Source organism: Enterobacter cloacae complex sp. 309I3 (assembly GCF_050031595.1).
In the GTDB taxonomy this organism is placed as follows: Bacteria; Pseudomonadota; Gammaproteobacteria; order Enterobacterales; family Enterobacteriaceae; genus Enterobacter; species Enterobacter cloacae.
This window is the reverse complement of record NZ_JBLGWI010000001.1, coordinates 551,901-567,942: the sequence shown is the minus strand read 5'-3', so window position 1 is coordinate 567,942 and position 16,042 is coordinate 551,901. Positions and strand designations below refer to the sequence as shown.

14 protein-coding genes and 1 tRNA gene are annotated in these 16,042 nt (G+C 56.4%); 4 read left to right on the top strand and 11 right to left on the bottom strand.

From position 1 onward, the window contains the following. The 6 genes from dndC to rraB all read right to left on the bottom strand — a co-directional run bounded on the left by dndC (position 1) and on the right by rraB (position 5,224). Positions 1 to 1,623 (bottom strand): DNA phosphorothioation system sulfurtransferase DndC, encoded by a 1,623-nt coding sequence (dndC, locus tag ACQG22_RS02695; RefSeq protein ID WP_369706833.1) that lies wholly within the window; start codon positions 1,621 to 1,623, stop codon positions 1 to 3. Continuing rightward, a complete protein-coding gene (dndB, locus tag ACQG22_RS02690; RefSeq protein WP_369706834.1) occupies positions 1,620 to 2,705 on the bottom strand; it encodes a DNA sulfur modification protein DndB in 1,086 nt (361 codons plus the stop codon). The genes dndC and dndB overlap by 4 nt, the downstream gene beginning before the upstream one ends. A gap of 345 nt (positions 2,706 to 3,050) precedes the next feature. After that, positions 3,051 to 3,135, bottom strand: a tRNA-Leu gene (locus ACQG22_RS02685). A 105-nt stretch (positions 3,136 to 3,240) separates the two neighbouring features. Continuing rightward, positions 3,241 to 3,963 carry a topoisomerase II gene (locus tag ACQG22_RS02680; protein WP_369706835.1) on the bottom strand — a complete coding sequence of 241 codons (723 nt, stop codon included), beginning with the start codon at positions 3,961 to 3,963 and terminating at the stop codon, positions 3,241 to 3,243. Positions 3,964 to 3,993: 30 nt separating this feature from the next. After that, positions 3,994 to 4,752, bottom strand: coding sequence for a tRNA isopentenyl-2-thiomethyl-A-37 hydroxylase MiaE (miaE, locus tag ACQG22_RS02675; RefSeq protein ID WP_335281432.1), 759 nt, complete (start codon positions 4,750 to 4,752; stop codon positions 3,994 to 3,996). 46 nt (positions 4,753 to 4,798) lie between these two features. Then, positions 4,799 to 5,224, bottom strand: a complete 426-nt coding sequence (gene rraB, locus ACQG22_RS02670) for a ribonuclease E inhibitor RraB (protein WP_006810300.1) — start codon at positions 5,222 to 5,224, stop codon at positions 4,799 to 4,801. A 99-nt stretch (positions 5,225 to 5,323) separates the two neighbouring features. Between rraB and argL the strand changes: the two genes are divergently transcribed. The 3 genes from argL to xynR all read left to right on the top strand — a co-directional run bounded on the left by argL (position 5,324) and on the right by xynR (position 7,326). After that, positions 5,324 to 5,419 (top strand): putative translational regulatory protein ArgL, encoded by a 96-nt coding sequence (argL, locus tag ACQG22_RS02665; protein ID WP_213014347.1) that lies wholly within the window; start codon positions 5,324 to 5,326, stop codon positions 5,417 to 5,419. Next, on the top strand, positions 5,389 to 6,393 hold the full coding sequence (gene argF / locus ACQG22_RS02660; RefSeq protein ID WP_013095378.1) for an ornithine carbamoyltransferase: 1,005 nt from the start codon (positions 5,389 to 5,391) through the stop codon (positions 6,391 to 6,393). Before argL ends, argF begins: the two co-directional genes overlap by 31 nt. Before the next feature lie 174 nt (positions 6,394 to 6,567). Continuing rightward, on the top strand, positions 6,568 to 7,326 hold the full coding sequence (xynR, locus tag ACQG22_RS02655) for a DNA-binding transcriptional repressor XynR (RefSeq protein WP_040020432.1): 759 nt from the start codon (positions 6,568 to 6,570) through the stop codon (positions 7,324 to 7,326). A 4-nt stretch (positions 7,327 to 7,330) separates the two neighbouring features. Here xynR and ACQG22_RS02650 read toward each other — a convergent pair whose 3' ends face one another. The 5 genes from ACQG22_RS02650 to ACQG22_RS02630 all read right to left on the bottom strand — a co-directional run bounded on the left by ACQG22_RS02650 (position 7,331) and on the right by ACQG22_RS02630 (position 14,142). Next, on the bottom strand, positions 7,331 to 8,941 hold the full coding sequence (locus tag ACQG22_RS02650) for a glycoside hydrolase family 43 protein (RefSeq protein ID WP_369706836.1): 1,611 nt from the start codon (positions 8,939 to 8,941) through the stop codon (positions 7,331 to 7,333). Positions 8,942 to 8,952: 11 nt separating this feature from the next. Continuing rightward, on the bottom strand, positions 8,953 to 10,335 hold the full coding sequence (locus tag ACQG22_RS02645) for an MFS transporter (protein WP_369706838.1): 1,383 nt from the start codon (positions 10,333 to 10,335) through the stop codon (positions 8,953 to 8,955). A 224-nt stretch (positions 10,336 to 10,559) separates the two neighbouring features. Continuing rightward, positions 10,560 to 12,527, bottom strand: a complete 1,968-nt coding sequence (gene yagF / locus ACQG22_RS02640; RefSeq protein ID WP_369706837.1) for a xylonate dehydratase YagF — start codon at positions 12,525 to 12,527, stop codon at positions 10,560 to 10,562. A gap of 14 nt (positions 12,528 to 12,541) precedes the next feature. Beyond that, the gene (gene yagE / locus ACQG22_RS02635) at positions 12,542 to 13,450 is read right to left on the bottom strand and encodes a 2-keto-3-deoxygluconate aldolase (RefSeq protein ID WP_335279191.1); all 909 of its coding nucleotides are present in this window, start codon (positions 13,448 to 13,450) and stop codon (positions 12,542 to 12,544) included. A 239-nt stretch (positions 13,451 to 13,689) separates the two neighbouring features. Continuing rightward, positions 13,690 to 14,142 (bottom strand): YhcH/YjgK/YiaL family protein, encoded by a 453-nt coding sequence (locus ACQG22_RS02630; RefSeq protein WP_045902578.1) that lies wholly within the window; start codon positions 14,140 to 14,142, stop codon positions 13,690 to 13,692. A 672-nt stretch (positions 14,143 to 14,814) separates the two neighbouring features. Between ACQG22_RS02630 and arcA the strand changes: the two genes are divergently transcribed. After that, positions 14,815 to 16,035, top strand: coding sequence for an arginine deiminase (gene arcA, locus ACQG22_RS02625; RefSeq protein ID WP_013095371.1), 1,221 nt, complete (start codon positions 14,815 to 14,817; stop codon positions 16,033 to 16,035). Positions 16,036 to 16,042 lie beyond the last annotated feature (7 nt).

The following is a 16,042-nucleotide window of genomic DNA, read 5'->3' as shown; positions in this document are numbered from 1 at the left end:
TTATTTCTCCTCCCCAATCAGTAACGAGGATTCACTGGCATCAACAATTCTGCGCTGTAAAACCTGAAGTTCAGCTTCCAGCTTTGTAAGCTCTTCCTGATGAATATCCCGTTCAACTCGATTTTGCAGAGTGACTTGTTGTTGCTCAATTTCTTCGAGAGTGCCCCAGTCCTGCTTCAAGATCGTGCCAAGTTTATCAAAAATCCCCTGACGACGGCTTAAGCCTTCCATTGAAACTTCCAGCTCAATGAGTTTCATCACCATTTCAGGCACAACGTCAAACCCCTGCGCTATCTGCACCAACAGATCTGCATCGCTGGCATCAAAGCGCGACTGATCGTCCACCACCCAGTCTAAATCCTGCTGATACACTTCGCGGTAAATACCCGGTAGCGTGTCATACCAGTCTGGTTCATTAGGATCTTTCAACCACTCTTGACGAATCGCATGTAGCTCTGGTTTGGTAATTAACGTAATGGTATGGCCTTGAGCATTTAAATCGCGCTCAATCTCCAGCAATTCTTTGAGCCATTGCTGACGGTATTTCAGCCAGTAAGGACCTGGAACATGCTTACGCTCAGCTCCCGGCTCATCACTTTCTTTAGCGTACTGATAGCTCACCTTACCAGTGCGACGCTTATAGTTTCGAAACGTATCTTTATTCACCGGATCGGTGGTAAATGCCAGCAGATCACGATATTTTAGCAACGGAGACATCCATTCTTCACCGTTTTTAATCAGGCTTTCCATAGCCTTATCTTTAGTGACAACGGTACAGGTCCAACAGCCAAAACGCGAGTTGCCGCAGGAAGGGGTACTATCATCAATTACCAGCGGGCATTCACCCTGTGCGGAAGAATCCATATACAACGTCCACAGAGGACGGTTGTTTCCACCCCACGGGCTTTCCCACTCGTCGATATCTTCAGGGGCATAGCGGAACGCGCCCCGCAGCAGCTTCCAGACATCTTCTACATCCCAGGTATCAATGGGGGTATAGATGAAAGCATTTGCCAGCGTGGTATGCCGGGCAAGGCGTGATCCATCAATCTTGTGCTTTGCGATCACCTGCGCACGAGAAGCACTTTCACTACTGCGCGAACCAAGTACGACGATGACTTCATCAAACTGGCTGACCTTATCTTTAATAAAGTCACTCACGGGATTGATTTTCATGCGCTCAGTGCACCAACGGAAACTACGAGTTGGAGCCGGATAACCTTTCCCCAGCAAATTGACCCAGAAGGTTTCATTCGTTTTAGGCGTTACCGCGTGTTGCGTGATCGGCAAGCCGTTACGCTTCGCTCCCGCCTCAATCTGCAACATCGTTTTCTTAATCAGATCCACGACTACCGGCGTTTCGACCAGCGTATCGGACGACACCACAAAAACATCTTTGCTGCGCATTTCCGGGGGCAGGCCGAGCAAGGCCAGATACACCAGCGTGATCACAGCGGAAGAATCTTTCCCACCGCTGTAGCCAATCACCCACGGACGCTTATCCGCACAATAAATTCGTTGAACCTCAGCAACATATTCGGCCAGAGGTCGTCCAGCGAACTGTTCCTGATTAATAAAATCTTCGTATTCGGCCAAATCATAGGCCTGAACTAATTTACTCATGAGACAACCATTTGAGCTTCAAGCTCCTGTTCTTCAGGAGTGAGGGGAATAGAGAGCGCGGTTTTTAGTGCATTGCAGGTGAGCTGGATTGCCGTACTGGTTTTACTCAGCTTACCGTGCTGCATCGCGCGCTTGATCAGATCCGGATTGTTTCTGCGCCAGTTAAAGGTCTTGAGTGCAGCGATTTTCTCCGGCCATTGCTCCGGGTAGTCTGTCAGCAGGGCGTACCCCAATTGTCCGAGCGCCTGCAAACCAATACCGTGAGCATGAACATAATCCTGTCGTAGCTGAACCGGCGAAACCTCTTTTTTCGCCGCTAACTGCCAGTCCGGCATCACGTGAAAAATAGCCTGCCAGTAGTGGGTGGCTATTAGCGTGCATTCTTCAAAATTGTTCTCTTTGGGATCTTTGCCCAACAACGCGCGGGTGGCCTGCTTGATACTACTTAACGTAAATAGTTTATTCGATCGCTGGCTGATACCGGATTTTTCCAGCTCCGTCATACCAACGAACGGTTCTACGGACATAGCCAGATAACGTGCCAGATTTGAACAGGCATCACGATGGTCATACAAAGAGGCTAGCGATGGGCTGGGGCGAATGGCGTATTTATTCAAATCGGCGAACATCTGCTGACTACGTTTTAGCCCTTCATCGACAAAAAATAGCACCGGTATATTATCCTGTCCCAGCTCGGGGCGTGCGTCTAAAGCGTCTTCAATCGCTTTACGGCGATGCTGACCGTCATTGATGAGTATTTGAGCGTCCATTGGCACGCATAACGTTCCAAGGTTATTAGAACCTGCAAATTCATCAAATTGGACATCAACGGCAATGGAGGCCGTCAGAGCAGAAAAAACATAATCTTTCGGATTTTCCAGAAGATATCGCACCATTTCTGGGATACGTGATTTATTCAGGGTGCGCTGCGCGCGTAACTCAGGCGGAACGTCGTTTTCATCGAAGCTGAATATTTTAGGGATGATGCGCATGGGGCACGTGGCGATGTAGAAAGGGCGACCAGCCTGTATGCCACGTATAGCTGGAAAAGAATAGCAGTAATCTGCGTCAACATTAGCCATACCGTAATCCATCTCAAATCATGTAAAAGTAGTTACGCGATATTTTACGTAATGACAGATAAGATTTATAGCTAAATTTACGTAATTTTTTGCGTAACCACTTTCAGAAAAAGCAATATGCTCATCAGAGGTTTTAATACTTTATTACTTCAGCATCTAATAAACTGCGTCGATTCCAAACTAACTAAATGCTGATAGACATAAATCAACTAAAGATAATAAACCTCATCATTTGCATGGGGAAATCTCGCGAAAAGTCTTTTATATTACAGTTAGATATCTGATGGATTTAGAAGAGATAGACACAAAAAAAGCCGCCCTTAAGCGACTTTAATTCACATCTTTTGGTGCCGAAGGCCGGACTCGAACCGGCACGTATTTCTACGGTTGATTTTGAATCAACTGCGTCTACCGATTTCGCCACTTCGGCACTGAAGGGGATGCGGAAACGTTGTGGATTATACCTGTCGCGCGCCGCCATGCAAGCGACGACGCGCTAAACCTGCGCTAAGTGCCCAAAAAACCAGCGCTACCGTCAGTCCAGCTCAGATACCGCCAGCCTAATCACCCTCGCCGCCTTCTGCTCCGGCAGCGCCAGCACCTTCGCCCACATCTCCTGCACCATATCGCAGGAGAGCTTCTCTTTGCCCACCGCCTTCTCCGGCATCTGCAGCAGCTGGATGTCCTCACCGTACTTATCGGCAAGCGCCTTCATAATCGGCCGCACATCTTCGACTGCCGCCTCGCGCTCGGCCGGGGTCACGGTGTGGCTGTTTTTGCCGTAGGCCGCGCGCATCATGTCGGCGTCGGCCTGCATGCGCCGCGCCATCAGATCTTTATCCAGCATGCGCATCGGGTTGATGCCGCCCTTGACCATCGGGTAGAGGAAGCGGAAGCAGGCGTCGTCGCTCACCTTCTGGATGGCGGAGGTCTGCTCCATGTTGATGGTCATGTAGTTCACCACGTTGGCGTCCGGGGCGTTTTGCAGGCGCGTCATCTGCAGATGCAGGATCTGCGGCTGGATGGTGTCGATAATCTGCTGCTCCGGCTCGCCCGCTTTTTGCAGGGCGGCCATCTGGTCGAGGATACGCTGATGCAGCGCGGGCTCCTGCTCCTTAATCACCTGCCAGGCGGGCATCGCGTTGAGGGCGTTATCCATCTGCCGTTCCGGGGCGCGCTGCCTGTCGAAAAACACCCAGAACGCCACGGCGGCAGCCGCAATGACGACAATCACAATACGGGTCCACGTTTTATTCATCTCGCATCCTTATCCTTGAGTTATGCCGGTTTACACCGGCACGCCGCTGTGGAAGCGAAACTCGTTGTCCGGTGTCGAGATAAGTGTGGCTTCAATTTCGCCAAAAAGCTGTATGCGCGGTGAGATATCGTCGTCGCTCACCTGCTGGGCCAGCGTCAGGTAGTCCTGATAGTGGCGTGCTTCCGAGCGCAGCAGCGAGAGATAGAACTTCTGCAGGTCGTCGTCGAGGAACGGGGCCAGCGCGGCGAAGCGTTCGCATGAGCGGGCTTCAATGTAGGCGCCGCAGATGAGCTTGTCGATCAGCGTCAGCGGTTCGTGGGTGCGCACGTCCTTCAGCATCCCTTTGGCGTAGCGGCTGGCAGTGATTTTGACGTATGGAATATCGCGGGCCAGCATCGCCTCTCGCACCTGCCAGAAGTGGTGCAGCTCCTCTTTAATCAGCAGCACCATACTGTCGATGAGCGCCTGGCCCCACGGGTCGTCGGTTTTGGGCATCACGCTTTTGCCAATCTGCCTGTGCAGGGCGATGAAGTCCGGCTCCGGGCCGTCGCGGAAGGTAAACAGTTCGTAGGGTTTGAGCCAGTCGAGCAGCGCGTCGGCACCGCTTTCGTCGGCGACGTATTTACGCACCAGCAGCAGCGCGGTCTGGGCTGCCTTGAGCTCGCACACCATGTGGTCGGTGAGCAGCAGCGGCAGATTCGCCGGGTCGCGGGCTTTATCAATCCATGCTTGCGGGGTCGGGCACTGGAGGAAGTTAAGTACGGGGGAGAGTATCTGCGGGTAATCCATGGTTCTGCCTTGAAAAAGCGGTGGCGCGCGCCACCGCCTGAAACGCTTAGTGACGCACGCCGTCGTCGTCTTCGTCGACGTAATCTTCGTCGTCGCCCTCTTCGCCGTCTTCACCGTTCGGATCTTCGAAGTAGGTTCCCCAGCCGTCGTACTCCACATCAAACTTCTCGGCCAGGTTCATCAGCTGTTCTACCTGCGCGTCGATCAGCTCCGCCTTCAGCGCGCCTTCGCTCAGGATGTCGCAGCAGATGACGGTATCGCCCTCTTCCACTTCCAGCTCTTCCGGCTCGGTCACTTCGTAACCCAGTTTAAAAGCTTCCACCGCCATTTTTTCCAGCGCGTCGAAATCATCCGCAGAGAAATGGTGCTCGATGGTGTACAGCGCGTCCGGATCGCTACCGTCTTCCAGCAGCTCTTCAATAATCAGACGCGTCTCTTCGCGTTGTTCTTCCAGGTGTTCCGGGTTTGCCATGGGTCATTCCTCTTTAAAGTGCGGCAGATACTTCTATTTTCACACACGGACGTGTTTGCCTCCACCTTTGTTGGAAAGATTTGTTAAACGGGGTTGCAAATGAATAATTACACATATAAAGTGAATTTTAATTCAATAAGTGGCGTTCGCCATGTGAGGATAAAATGTCTGATCTGTACAAGAAACACTTTCTGAAATTGCTCGACTTTACCCCTGCACAGTTCACTTCTCTGCTGACTCTTGCCGCACAGCTCAAAGCCGATAAAAAAAATGGCAAGGAAGTACAAAAGCTTACCGGTAAAAACATCGCGCTCATCTTCGAAAAAGACTCAACCCGTACACGATGCTCTTTCGAAGTTGCCGCATTTGACCAGGGCGCGCGCGTTACCTATTTAGGGCCGAGCGGCAGCCAGATTGGGCATAAAGAGTCAATTAAGGACACTGCGCGCGTGCTCGGGCGGATGTATGACGGCATTCAGTATCGCGGTCACGGCCAGGAAGTGGTCGAGACGCTGGCGCAGTACGCGGGCGTGCCGGTGTGGAACGGGCTGACCAACGAGTTCCACCCAACGCAGCTGCTGGCGGACCTGCTGACCATGCAGGAGCACCTGCCGGGCAAGGCGTTTAACGAGATGACGCTGGTCTACGCGGGCGACGCGCGCAACAACATGGGCAACTCAATGCTGGAAGCGGCAGCGCTGACCGGGCTGGATCTGCGTCTGGTGGCTCCGAAGGCCTGCTGGCCGGAAGAGAGCCTGGTGGCGGAGTGCAGCGCGCTGGCCCAGAAGCACGGCGGCAAAATCACCCTGACGGAAGACGTGGCGGCGGGCGTGAAGGGTGCGGACTTTATCTATACCGACGTGTGGGTGTCGATGGGCGAAGCCAAAGAGAAGTGGGCGGAGCGGATTGCGCTGCTGCGCGGGTATCAGGTGAACGCGCAGATGATGGCGCTGACCGGCAACCCGAACGTGAAGTTCCTGCACTGTCTGCCCGCGTTCCATGATGACCAGACCACGCTCGGCAAGCAGATGGCGAAGGAGTTCGATCTGCACGGCGGGATGGAAGTGACGGACGAGGTGTTTGAGTCGGCGGCGAGCATCGTGTTTGACCAGGCGGAAAACCGGATGCATACGATTAAGGCGGTGATGGTGGCGACGCTTGGGGGTTGATTGGGTCCTCTGCGCGTTGGTGCCCTCACCCCGGCCCTCTCCCACAGGGAGAGGGGGAAAACACTAAAAAACGACAACCTTGTTGTCGTTTTTGCTTTTACCTCCATTTCATTGATTTTTCACCCCGAAAAAGGTACGTTTTCGCCTTAATTCCAGCGTGGACATGCCAGCATTATGCCGATTATTCAGTCTGTTGAACGTGCGTTGCAGATCCTCGACCTGTTCAACGAGCAGGCCACCGAGCTTAAGATCACCGACATCAGCAAACTGATGGGGTTGAGCAAGAGTACCCTCCACTCGCTGCTGAAAACCCTGCAGCTTCATGGCTATATCGATCAGAACCCGGAGAATGGTAAATATCGCCTCGGCATGAAGCTGGTCGAACGCGGTCATTTCGTCGTGGGCTCCATCGATATTCGGCAGAAGGCGAAAGGCTGGCTGACGGAGCTGTCCCAACGGACCGGGCAGACCACCCATCTGGGGATCCTGGACGGGCGTGAAGGGGTTTATATCGAGAAGATTGAAGGCAAGCTGGCCGCCATCGCCTATTCGCGCATCGGCCGCCGCCTGCCGGTTCACGCCACCGCCATCGGCAAGGTGTTGATTGCCTGGCTGGGCGAGACCGAGCTGAACGCTCTGCTTGAGGGCTATCAGTACACCACCTATACACCTTCCACCCTCGCCTCTCGTGAAGCATTAATGGCCGCTCTGGCGCAGACCCGCGAACAGGGCTATGCCCTGGACAGCGAAGAGAACGAGCAGGGCGTGCGCTGCGTGGCGGTGCCGGTGTGGAACCATGAATCCCGCGTGATTGCCGCCCTGAGCCTGTCGACGCTGACCTCGCGCGTGGACGATGCCGGGCTGGCTGATTTCCGCGAGCAGCTTCAGCAGGCCGGGCTCCAGCTCTCACGCGCGCTGGGCTACCCGGCCTGAGCCGTTAAACCGGCTCGTAGGTGAAGTAGTCGAAGTCCGCGTGGCAGCCGTCGCCGCTGATGTCCTCGCAGTGCAGCCCCACAAACGCGCCGGTGAAGAAGCCGCGCCCGCCAATGTAATCGTCCGACAGCTTCCACGCCTCATACGTTACCGGCACGGTGTGCCACGTCTCGCCATCGAACGAGTAGCTGTAGCGGTAGACCAGCGTATCCACGTCCACCCGCAGCCAGACGCTCTCCGCGCTCTCCGGCACCGGAATCGGCTGCTCGTGCAGCGGCCATGACGGCACGTTGTGGTCGAGTTGAATAACCTTGATGGTTCTCCCCTTCCCCTCCTCGTAGTCCACAAAGCAGTAGCTCCAGTTTTTGCTGTTGTAGTAGCAGGTCAGCCCCGCGCTTTGCTGGAAGTGAACCGGTGAGAACTGCATCCGCGTTTCTGAGCGGAAGACGAAGTGCTGCCAGCGGCGCGCCACGGTCGACTGGGTGAAGGTCGAGTTGAGCGAGTCGTTGCCGTAGAGCCGTAAATAGCCGGGGCGCGCGGTGAGTGAGCCGAGGGTGTCGTCGAACGGGATGCGCAGGGTCTGCAGTTCCGGGTCAAGCGTGCTGCCGTCGAAATCCTCCCGCCAGCTGCCCGTAACGGATGCAGGCTGTTCCGCCATCTGCGGGCCTTTCACGGTCAGCTGCGCGTGCTTGCCGCCTTCCACGTACGGCCAGCCGTCGCGCCATTCAATGCGGGCGATACCGGTCTCGCGGCCCAGCGGACAGTAGCCGCGTCCGCCGGAGGCCAGCAGCGGCACGCCGGGCAGGCGCAGCGGGCGGCTGGTTAGGTAGGCCATGTACCACTCTCCGGTGTGGGTCTGCAGCAGCGAGCCGTGGCCGCTCTTCTGCAGCGGGTTCTCCGGCAGGTGCCAGCTGGTCATCATCGTCACCTCCGGGTGCAGCTCGTATGGCCCGTCGATGGTTTTTGAACGCAGCACCACAACCGCGTGCTCGTAGCTGGTGCCACCTTCGGCGACCATCAGGTAATACCATCCCGCGTGGCGATACAGGTGCGCGCCTTCGGTGTAGCAGAGCGGCGTGCCGGTAAACAGGATTTTGCGCTCGCGCGAGAGGGTGCCGGTCTGCGGATCAAACTCCTGCATCACAATGGTGTTGTGCGGGTTGCTGTGGTGGCGCGGCCCCCACGGACGGTAGAGGTAGTACTTGCGGCCATCGTCGTCGTGGAACAAGGACGGGTCAAACCCGCCGTTGCCCATCGGGATCGGCTCGCTCCACGGCCCCTCGATGGACGGCGCGGTGACGAGGAAGTTACGGCCATTTTTCCACGGCGAGTCGACAATCTTTACGTCGGTGTAGAGCAGCCAGAATTTGCCGTCGGCGTAGCTCAGGCACGGCGCCCAGATGCCGCCGGAGTCCGGGTTGCCCTTCATGTCCAGCATCGACACGCGGTCCAGCGGGGTGCTGACCAGTGACCAGTTTTTCAAATCGCGGGAGTGGTAGATGCGCACGCCCGGGAACCACTCGAAGGTCGAGGTGGCGATGTAGTAGTCCTCGCCCTGACGGCACAAAGACGGATCCGGGTTGAAGCCGGTGAGTATTGGGTTGGTGATTTCCATATTGCCTCCGGTTAATGGGATGCGGCTGTCGCAGCGTCGGGAACGGCCTCGCCCTGCGCCGCGCGGTGCTTGATCAGCTGCTGGCTGATGGCCTCCACGCGGGCATCGGTGAGCTTATAGAACGACAGCATGATGAACATGCCCACGTAGAGCACCACCGGCACCACGCAGAACAGAATTTTGATGGTGGTCAGCACCTCAACCGGCTGCACGCTGCTGCTGGCGGAGTAGTTGACGTACGCCAGGATCCAACCCACCACCGCCCCGCCAATCGCCAGGCCAATCTTCAGGCTGAACAGATAGGTGGAGAACACCAGCCCGTCCAGGCGTCGCCCGCTGCGGCTCTCCTCGTAATCCACCACGTCAGAGGCCATCAGCCACTGCAGCGGCGTGGTGGTGTTGAAGACGAACAGGAACATGATGTTGAGGGCGAAAATCAGGGCGATATGCTCCGCCGGGGTGACGAAAATCAGCAGGCTGATCAGCGAGTAGGCGACGATGATCCACTTGAAGGCTTTTACCCGGTCAAAGCGGCCCAGCAGACGGGAGGAGCAGAGCGAGCCGAACATGGTGGCGAGGCTGCCGTAGAGTAAAAACTGGGTCGCCATCTCCGGGTGATCCATCACGTATTTGACGAAGTAGAGCGTGGCCCCGCCGCGTACCACGTTAGAGCAGGTCGCCATCATCTTGAACGCGCACATGATCCGCCACTGGCCGTTGCCCAGCAGCAGCTTAAGGTCTTTCGCCACCGACGAGCCCGGCTGCACCTCAAAGGTGTAGCGCTCTTTGGTGGTAAAGAAGCAGACGTAGAGCAGCACCACGCCGGTCAGCCCCAGCACGCACATGGCGCCGAAATAGCCCACCTGCTCGTCCCCTTTGCCGATGATGCTCACCAGCGGCAGCGCGATGCCGCTAATGGCAAGCGAGCCCGCCGCCGCCAGGAAGAAACGCCACGACTGCAGGGCGTGACGCTCTTTCGGGTCGGCGGTAATCACGCCCGGCATGGCGCAGTACGGCACGTTAACGAAGGTGTAGACCAGGGTCAGCAGAATGTAGGTTACGCAGGCGTAGATGATTTTGCCCTGCGCAGAGAAATCCGGCGTGTAGAAGGTCAGCATGCAGACGATGCCAAACGGGATCGCCCCCCACAGCAGGAACGGGCGGAACTGGCCGTAGCGCGTGCGGGTGCGGTCCACCAGCAGCCCCATCAGCGGGTCGGTCACGGCGTCGAGCACGCGGGAGACCAAAAACAGCGTGCCCATAATGCCCGCCGACAGGCCAAACACGTCGGTATAAAAGTAGGCCAGCAGGAACATGGTGGCCTGCCAGACAAAGCCGCAGGCGGTGTCACCCAGCCCGTAGCCAATTTTATCTTTCATGGTTAATTGCATCATCATCGCACCTTTATTTTCGTATGCTGATTTCACAACATCGTGTTAATGGAGTGTAATGAGCTGTTCAATTAACCAGCAATGGTCATATCTTATTTCCGAATTACGATATTTTGCTTTTGTGACGCCACCGATATATCGCAACGCATTGTTTAAATTGATAAATTTAAGATGCGCGAAAACCGTCCACGGGATATTTCCCGTAGACGGTATCGCTCAGAAAATAATTAAAGTCCGAGTGCTTTTTTACCGGCGTTAATTACCTCGATAATTTTATCGGTGTCATAAATACAGCCTTTCCAGGTGCCGCCGCTCACCGACTGCAATGCTGCCCACAGGCGGGTATCGTCCGGCAAAAAGTCGTGAGGGTGCAGGTCCGGGTGCGTCTGTCTTATTGCCAGCTCGCGCGCGCCCTCTTCCGGCGTCAGCGGGTTTTCTGCGGTGCCGATAAAGTTGACGCTGCCCGTCAGGGTCAGGCGATCCACGGCAATCTCAATGATGTCGTTGTCGCGCAGCTTGCCAATCGGCCCGCCTGCCAGCGCTTCCGGCGACACGTGGCCGAAGCAGGCGCCCGTCGACACCCCCGAGAAGCGCGCATCGGTGATTAACGACACCGTCTTGCCCCATGAGATATGCTTCAGCGCAGAGGTGAGCTGGTAGGTCTCTTCCATGCCGGTACCGGACGGCCCACCGCCGATCACCACCATGATATCGCCCTGTTTAATCTCTTCCTGCTTGATGGCCTTAATGGCCTGAGCTTCCGAGACAAATACCCTCGCCCGGCCCGTATGACGGTAAACGCCATCGTCACCCACCACCGACGGGTCAATGGCCGTGGCCTTGATCACCGAGCCTTCCGGCGCGATGTTGCCCGTCGGGAAACAGACCGTTGAGGTCAGCCCTCTCGCTTTTGCCTTCTCGGGCGGCAGGATCACGTCATCCGGATCCACGCCATCCTGCTCGCTCAGGCACTGGCGGAAGCGCTTACGGCGCTCGGACGCCTGCCACCAGTCGAGGTTTTCGCCCACCGTCTGGCCGGTGACGGTCATGGCATCCAGATGCAGCAGGCCGAGATCGCGCAGGTGGAGCATCACCTCCGGCACGCCACCCGCAAGGAAGGCGCGCACGGTCGGGTGATAGTCCGGGCCGTTGGGCAGCACGCTGACCAGGCGCGGCACCCTGCGGTTGACGCGTGTCCAGTGTTCTACGTCCGGGATCGTGCAGCCCGCCGCGTGGGCGATGGCCGGGATGTGCAGCAGTAAATTGGTGGAGCCGCCGAACGCCGCGTGGATCACCATGGCGTTTTCGATGGCTTTATCGGTGAGGATATCGCACGTGGTGATGCCGCGGTTATCCAGCTCGCTCACCGCCCGCGCCGACTGGCGGGCAATTTCCAGCCACACCGCCTGCCCGGACGGCGCCAGCGCGGAGTGCGGCAGCGCCAGACCCAGCGCTTCGGCCACCACCTGCGAGGTGCCCGCCGTGCCGAGGAACTGACATCCGCCGCCCGGCGACGCGCAGGCGCGACAGCCCAGCTCGGCGGCCTCCTGCAGGGAGAGTTCATGGTTGGCGAAGCGCGCGCCGATGGTCTGCACCTTGCCCGCGTCTTCCCCCACGGTCGGCGGCAGCGTCGCCCCGCCCGGCACCAGAATGGTCGGCAGATTGTGCATCGAGGCCAGCGCAATCATGGTGGCAGGCAGCCCTTTATCGCAGGTCGCCACGCCAATGACCGCCCGGCGCGTCGGCAGGGAGCGAATCAGACGACGAAACACAATCGCCGCATCGTTGCGGTACGGCAGGGAATCAAACATGCCGTGCGTGCCCTGAGAACGGCCGTCGCACGGATCGCTGACGAAGGCCGCAAACGGGATCCCGCCGTTGCGGGTGATCTCCTTCGCCGCGGCCTGCATCTGCATGCCGATCTCCCAGTGCCCGGTGTGGTAGCCCAGCGCAACCGGTCGTCCGTCCCCGGCGCGGATGCCGCCCTGGGTGCCAATAATCAGCACCTCTTTGCCGGTCAGCTTGTTGGCGTCCCAGCCCATCCCGGCGTTCTGGGTCATGCCGAACAGGTTGCCGCTGGGGGATTCCATCAGCATCTGCGGAGTCAGCGGCAGCGCGCCCTGCGGCCCCGCCGCATGGGTGATGACGGCATAAAACGCATCATCCTGCTGGGTAAAAATTTTCTCGATGGTCATGGTTATCGTCCGGCTCAGCAGAGCTTGAGCTGTTGCAGCAGGGTTTTCAGCTGCGCCTTACGCGGCGCGTCCAGCGCAGAGGCGGGCGGCAGCACGTGGGTAGAAATCGGGCGGCCGCAGAGCACAATTGCCTCTTTAATGACGTTCACAAACGGCGTATCCAGCTGATACATCTGCGGTATTTGCAGTAAGGTCTGATGATACTCAGCCGCTTTCGCTACGTCTTTATCCCGCCAGGCTTTCAGAAGATTCACCGACACCTGCGGAGCAAAGTTGCCGCTGGCCGAGATCGCCCCATCGCCGCCGAGCAGCAGGGTATTAAACAGATGATCGTCGTAGCCGCACAGCACGGTGAAGTGCGGATGGGCGGCTTTGACGGTGTGGATCATGCTGCGCAGATGCGCCACGGAGTCGATGGTGTCTTTAATGCCGACGATGTTGCTGCGCGAGTCGGCCAGGGTTTTCACCAGCGCCGGCGTCAGATCCTGCCCGGTCAGCGCCGGGAAGTTATAGAGCATCACCGGCAGCGTGACGCTGTCGGCCACCTGCTCGAAATAGCGGATTAGGTTCGCTTCAGACACCTTCCAGTAGTAGGGGTTGATCACCACGATACCGTCCGCCCCCGCCTGCTGGGCGTGCTGGCTCAGTTCAATGGTTTCCCGGGCGTTGGTGCCGCCGGTGCCGATCAACACCGGCACACGACGATCGACATGATCGATAGCAAAGCGGGCAATGGTTTTACGCTCTTCGGCGCTGAGCTGGGAGAACTCACCGCCGCTGCCCAGGAAGAACAGGCCGTCAACGCCTGCCGCGATCAGATCGTCGATCAGCGCGGCGGTGCCCGGCTTATCAAGCTGGCCATCGGCGGTAAAAATGGTGGAGACAGGGGGAATGATTCCCGTGAACAACGCAGACTGCGGCATGAGATCTCCTTGCTGAATCAATTTGTTCTACATTATAGAACGGCGTTCATTAATTTAACGATCATACTATGACGCAGAAAAAGCGCAGGTAAATGAGAGATGAGGAGGGAGTGTGGGAAGTTTAAGCTGGATCACATTATGCGTGGGTGCGGTCTGGTGCCCTCACCCCGGCCCTCTCCCACGGGGAGAGGGTGTAAAAGTTCCCTCTCCCTGTGGGAGAGGGTTAGGGTGAGGGAAAATTACCCCACCAACATCTTAACAACCACTTTCCTGACCTTAGCAGGGGCTCCCACCGCGCACAGCGGCTTATGTACTTCACCCGGCCAGAACACCACGAAATCCCCTTCGCTCAGCACCACGGTTTTCTCCTGCTCGCCTTCCGGCAGGAACGCGATGTCTTTATCCGCCAGCCAGTCGGTGTCCGGCGTGCCGTGTGGCAAGGTACTGAACGTCATCCCTTCCTGCCCTTTGAGCACAATCTGAATGTCCAGATAGCGCGCATGGTACTCCGCGCGGCGCTCGGCAAACGGCTGGGTCATGTCTTCGGAGACCAGATAAAACAGGTTGCTGCCGTTGATGTCATGCTTGCCCGGCGGGGTGGCGTCGGTGACGTGGGCCTTAACGTGCTCGATGGCCAGACGCAGGGGTTCCGGTAGCCAGGCTTGCAGATGGTGGATGTTGCCGATAATCATAATTAAACCCTCATAATAAAACGCTGTTTCATTTTAATCTTTTATACGAGAATTCAAACTGCCATACCAGCCCTTTTTCGCGGAGAGTTGCGCGAACGCATGTTTATCGGGAAAGGTGTTAATCTGCTGTTAATCCCTCACAGGCATTTATGCAGTTGTTATGCATAACCTCAGCGCGTCGTGACGGTGCCGTGACGCTAACTCACTGATTATACTGCCTTCATCATAAAACTCGCGCCAGCTTCACACTTTATCATTTTGATTATTTGCTATTAAATTCCATAATTATTTATTGATTTTTCTTAAGTCAAAAATAGTTAATTGGCTATTCTGCATAGCCATTCCGCACATCAAATAAAATCATTTGAAATCAATAGCATAACCAAATATGTCAAAACATTAAATTCTACAAAATAATAACAACCTCAAATAATGCCAACGGATCCTGCTTAGCTATTCACCGGCTAATAATATCAAATTAATCATTATCTGATGCGAATCATGCAAATGAAAACAAACTACTCAATACCTAATTTCACGTGAGCAACATCACAATACGGTTTATTTAAGCGCCTACTATTGACCACGAAATCAATTGAGCTTAGCCGCCATATCATTACACGAATATGGCGCATGCCCTTTTTATTCTGAAAAACAGTTAAAGGAATAATTATGGAAAAGCATTATGTCGGTTCTGAAATTGGTCAATTGCGTAGCGTGATGCTGCACCGCCCTAATTTAAGTCTTAAACGCTTAACGCCATCAAACTGTCAGGAGCTGTTATTTGATGATGTGCTCTCGGTTGAGCGGGCGGGTGAGGAGCATGACATTTTCGCAAACACGCTGCGCGAGCAGGGTGTGGAAGTCCTGCTGTTGACCGACCTTCTCACTCAAACGCTTGATATTGCAGAGGCGAAAGCCTGGCTGCTGGAGACGCAAATCTCCGACTACCGTCTCGGCCCCACCTTTGCCAGCGATGTCCGCGGCTGGCTGGCGGATATGCCGCACCGGGAACTGGCGCGCAGACTGAGCGGCGGATTAACCTACGGTGAAATTCCGGCGGCGATTAAAAATATGGTGGTGGATACCCACACGGCGAATGATTTTATTATGAAGCCGCTGCCAAACCATTTATTTACCCGCGATACCTCGTGCTGGATTTATAACGGCGTCTCCATTAACCCGATGGCCAAACCGGCCCGCCAGCGTGAAACCAATAACCTGCGAGCCATATATCGCTGGCACCCGGCATTCGCCGATGGCGAATTTATTAAGTATTTCGGCGACGAGAATATTAATTATGACCACGCCACCCTGGAGGGCGGCGACGTATTAGTGATTGGCCGCGGCGCGGTATTAATTGGCATGTCTGAACGCACCACCCCGCAGGGCGTGGAGTTCCTCGCTAACAGCCTGTTTAAACATCGCCAGGCCGAGCGCGTGATTGCCGTTGAGCTGCCAAAACACCGCTCCTGCATGCACCTCGACACCGTCATGACCCACATCGACGTGGACACCTTCTCCGTCTACCCGGAAGTGGTGCGTAAAGACGCCCAGTGCTGGACGCTCACCCCGGACGGACGCGGCGGCCTGCTGCGCACCCAGGAAACCGACCTGCTGCACGCCATCGAGAAAGCGCTCGGTATTAATCAGGTACGCCTGATCACCACCGGCGGCGACGCCTTTGAAGCTGAACGCGAGCAGTGGAACGACGCCAACAACGTGCTCACCATCCGCCCGGGCGTGGTGATCGGCTACGAGCGCAACGTCTGGACCAACGAGAAATACGATAAAGCGGGGATCACCGTGCTGCCTATCCCGGGCGACGAACTGGGACGCGGTCGCGGCGGCGCGCGCTGCATGAGTTGCCCACTGGAACGCGACGGAATTTAAGGAGCCA

What these genes read in the sequence shown, in the direction of transcription:
- dndC (WP_369706833.1), bottom strand. Translation starts at nt 1,623, where the DNA reads ATGAGTAAATTAGTTCAGGCCTATGATTTGGCCGAATACGAAGATTTT.
- dndB (WP_369706834.1), bottom strand. Translation starts at nt 2,705, where the DNA reads ATGGCTAATGTTGACGCAGATTACTGCTATTCTTTTCCAGCTATACGT.
- ACQG22_RS02680 (WP_369706835.1), bottom strand. Translation starts at nt 3,963, where the DNA reads ATGAATAAAACGTGGACCCGTATTGTGATTGTCGTCATTGCGGCTGCC.
- miaE (WP_335281432.1), bottom strand. Translation starts at nt 4,752, where the DNA reads ATGGATTACCCGCAGATACTCTCCCCCGTACTTAACTTCCTCCAGTGC.
- rraB (WP_006810300.1), bottom strand. Translation starts at nt 5,224, where the DNA reads ATGGCAAACCCGGAACACCTGGAAGAACAACGCGAAGAGACGCGTCTG.
- argL (WP_213014347.1), top strand. Translation starts at nt 5,324, where the DNA reads ATGAATAATTACACATATAAAGTGAATTTTAATTCAATAAGTGGCGTT.
- argF (WP_013095378.1), top strand. Translation starts at nt 5,389, where the DNA reads ATGTCTGATCTGTACAAGAAACACTTTCTGAAATTGCTCGACTTTACC.
- xynR (WP_040020432.1), top strand. Translation starts at nt 6,568, where the DNA reads ATGCCGATTATTCAGTCTGTTGAACGTGCGTTGCAGATCCTCGACCTG.
- ACQG22_RS02650 (WP_369706836.1), bottom strand. Translation starts at nt 8,941, where the DNA reads ATGGAAATCACCAACCCAATACTCACCGGCTTCAACCCGGATCCGTCT.
- ACQG22_RS02645 (WP_369706838.1), bottom strand. Translation starts at nt 10,335, where the DNA reads ATGATGCAATTAACCATGAAAGATAAAATTGGCTACGGGCTGGGTGAC.
- yagF (WP_369706837.1), bottom strand. Translation starts at nt 12,527, where the DNA reads ATGACCATCGAGAAAATTTTTACCCAGCAGGATGATGCGTTTTATGCC.
- yagE (WP_335279191.1), bottom strand. Translation starts at nt 13,450, where the DNA reads ATGCCGCAGTCTGCGTTGTTCACGGGAATCATTCCCCCTGTCTCCACC.
- ACQG22_RS02630 (WP_045902578.1), bottom strand. Translation starts at nt 14,142, where the DNA reads ATGATTATCGGCAACATCCACCATCTGCAAGCCTGGCTACCGGAACCC.
- arcA (WP_013095371.1), top strand. Translation starts at nt 14,815, where the DNA reads ATGGAAAAGCATTATGTCGGTTCTGAAATTGGTCAATTGCGTAGCGTG.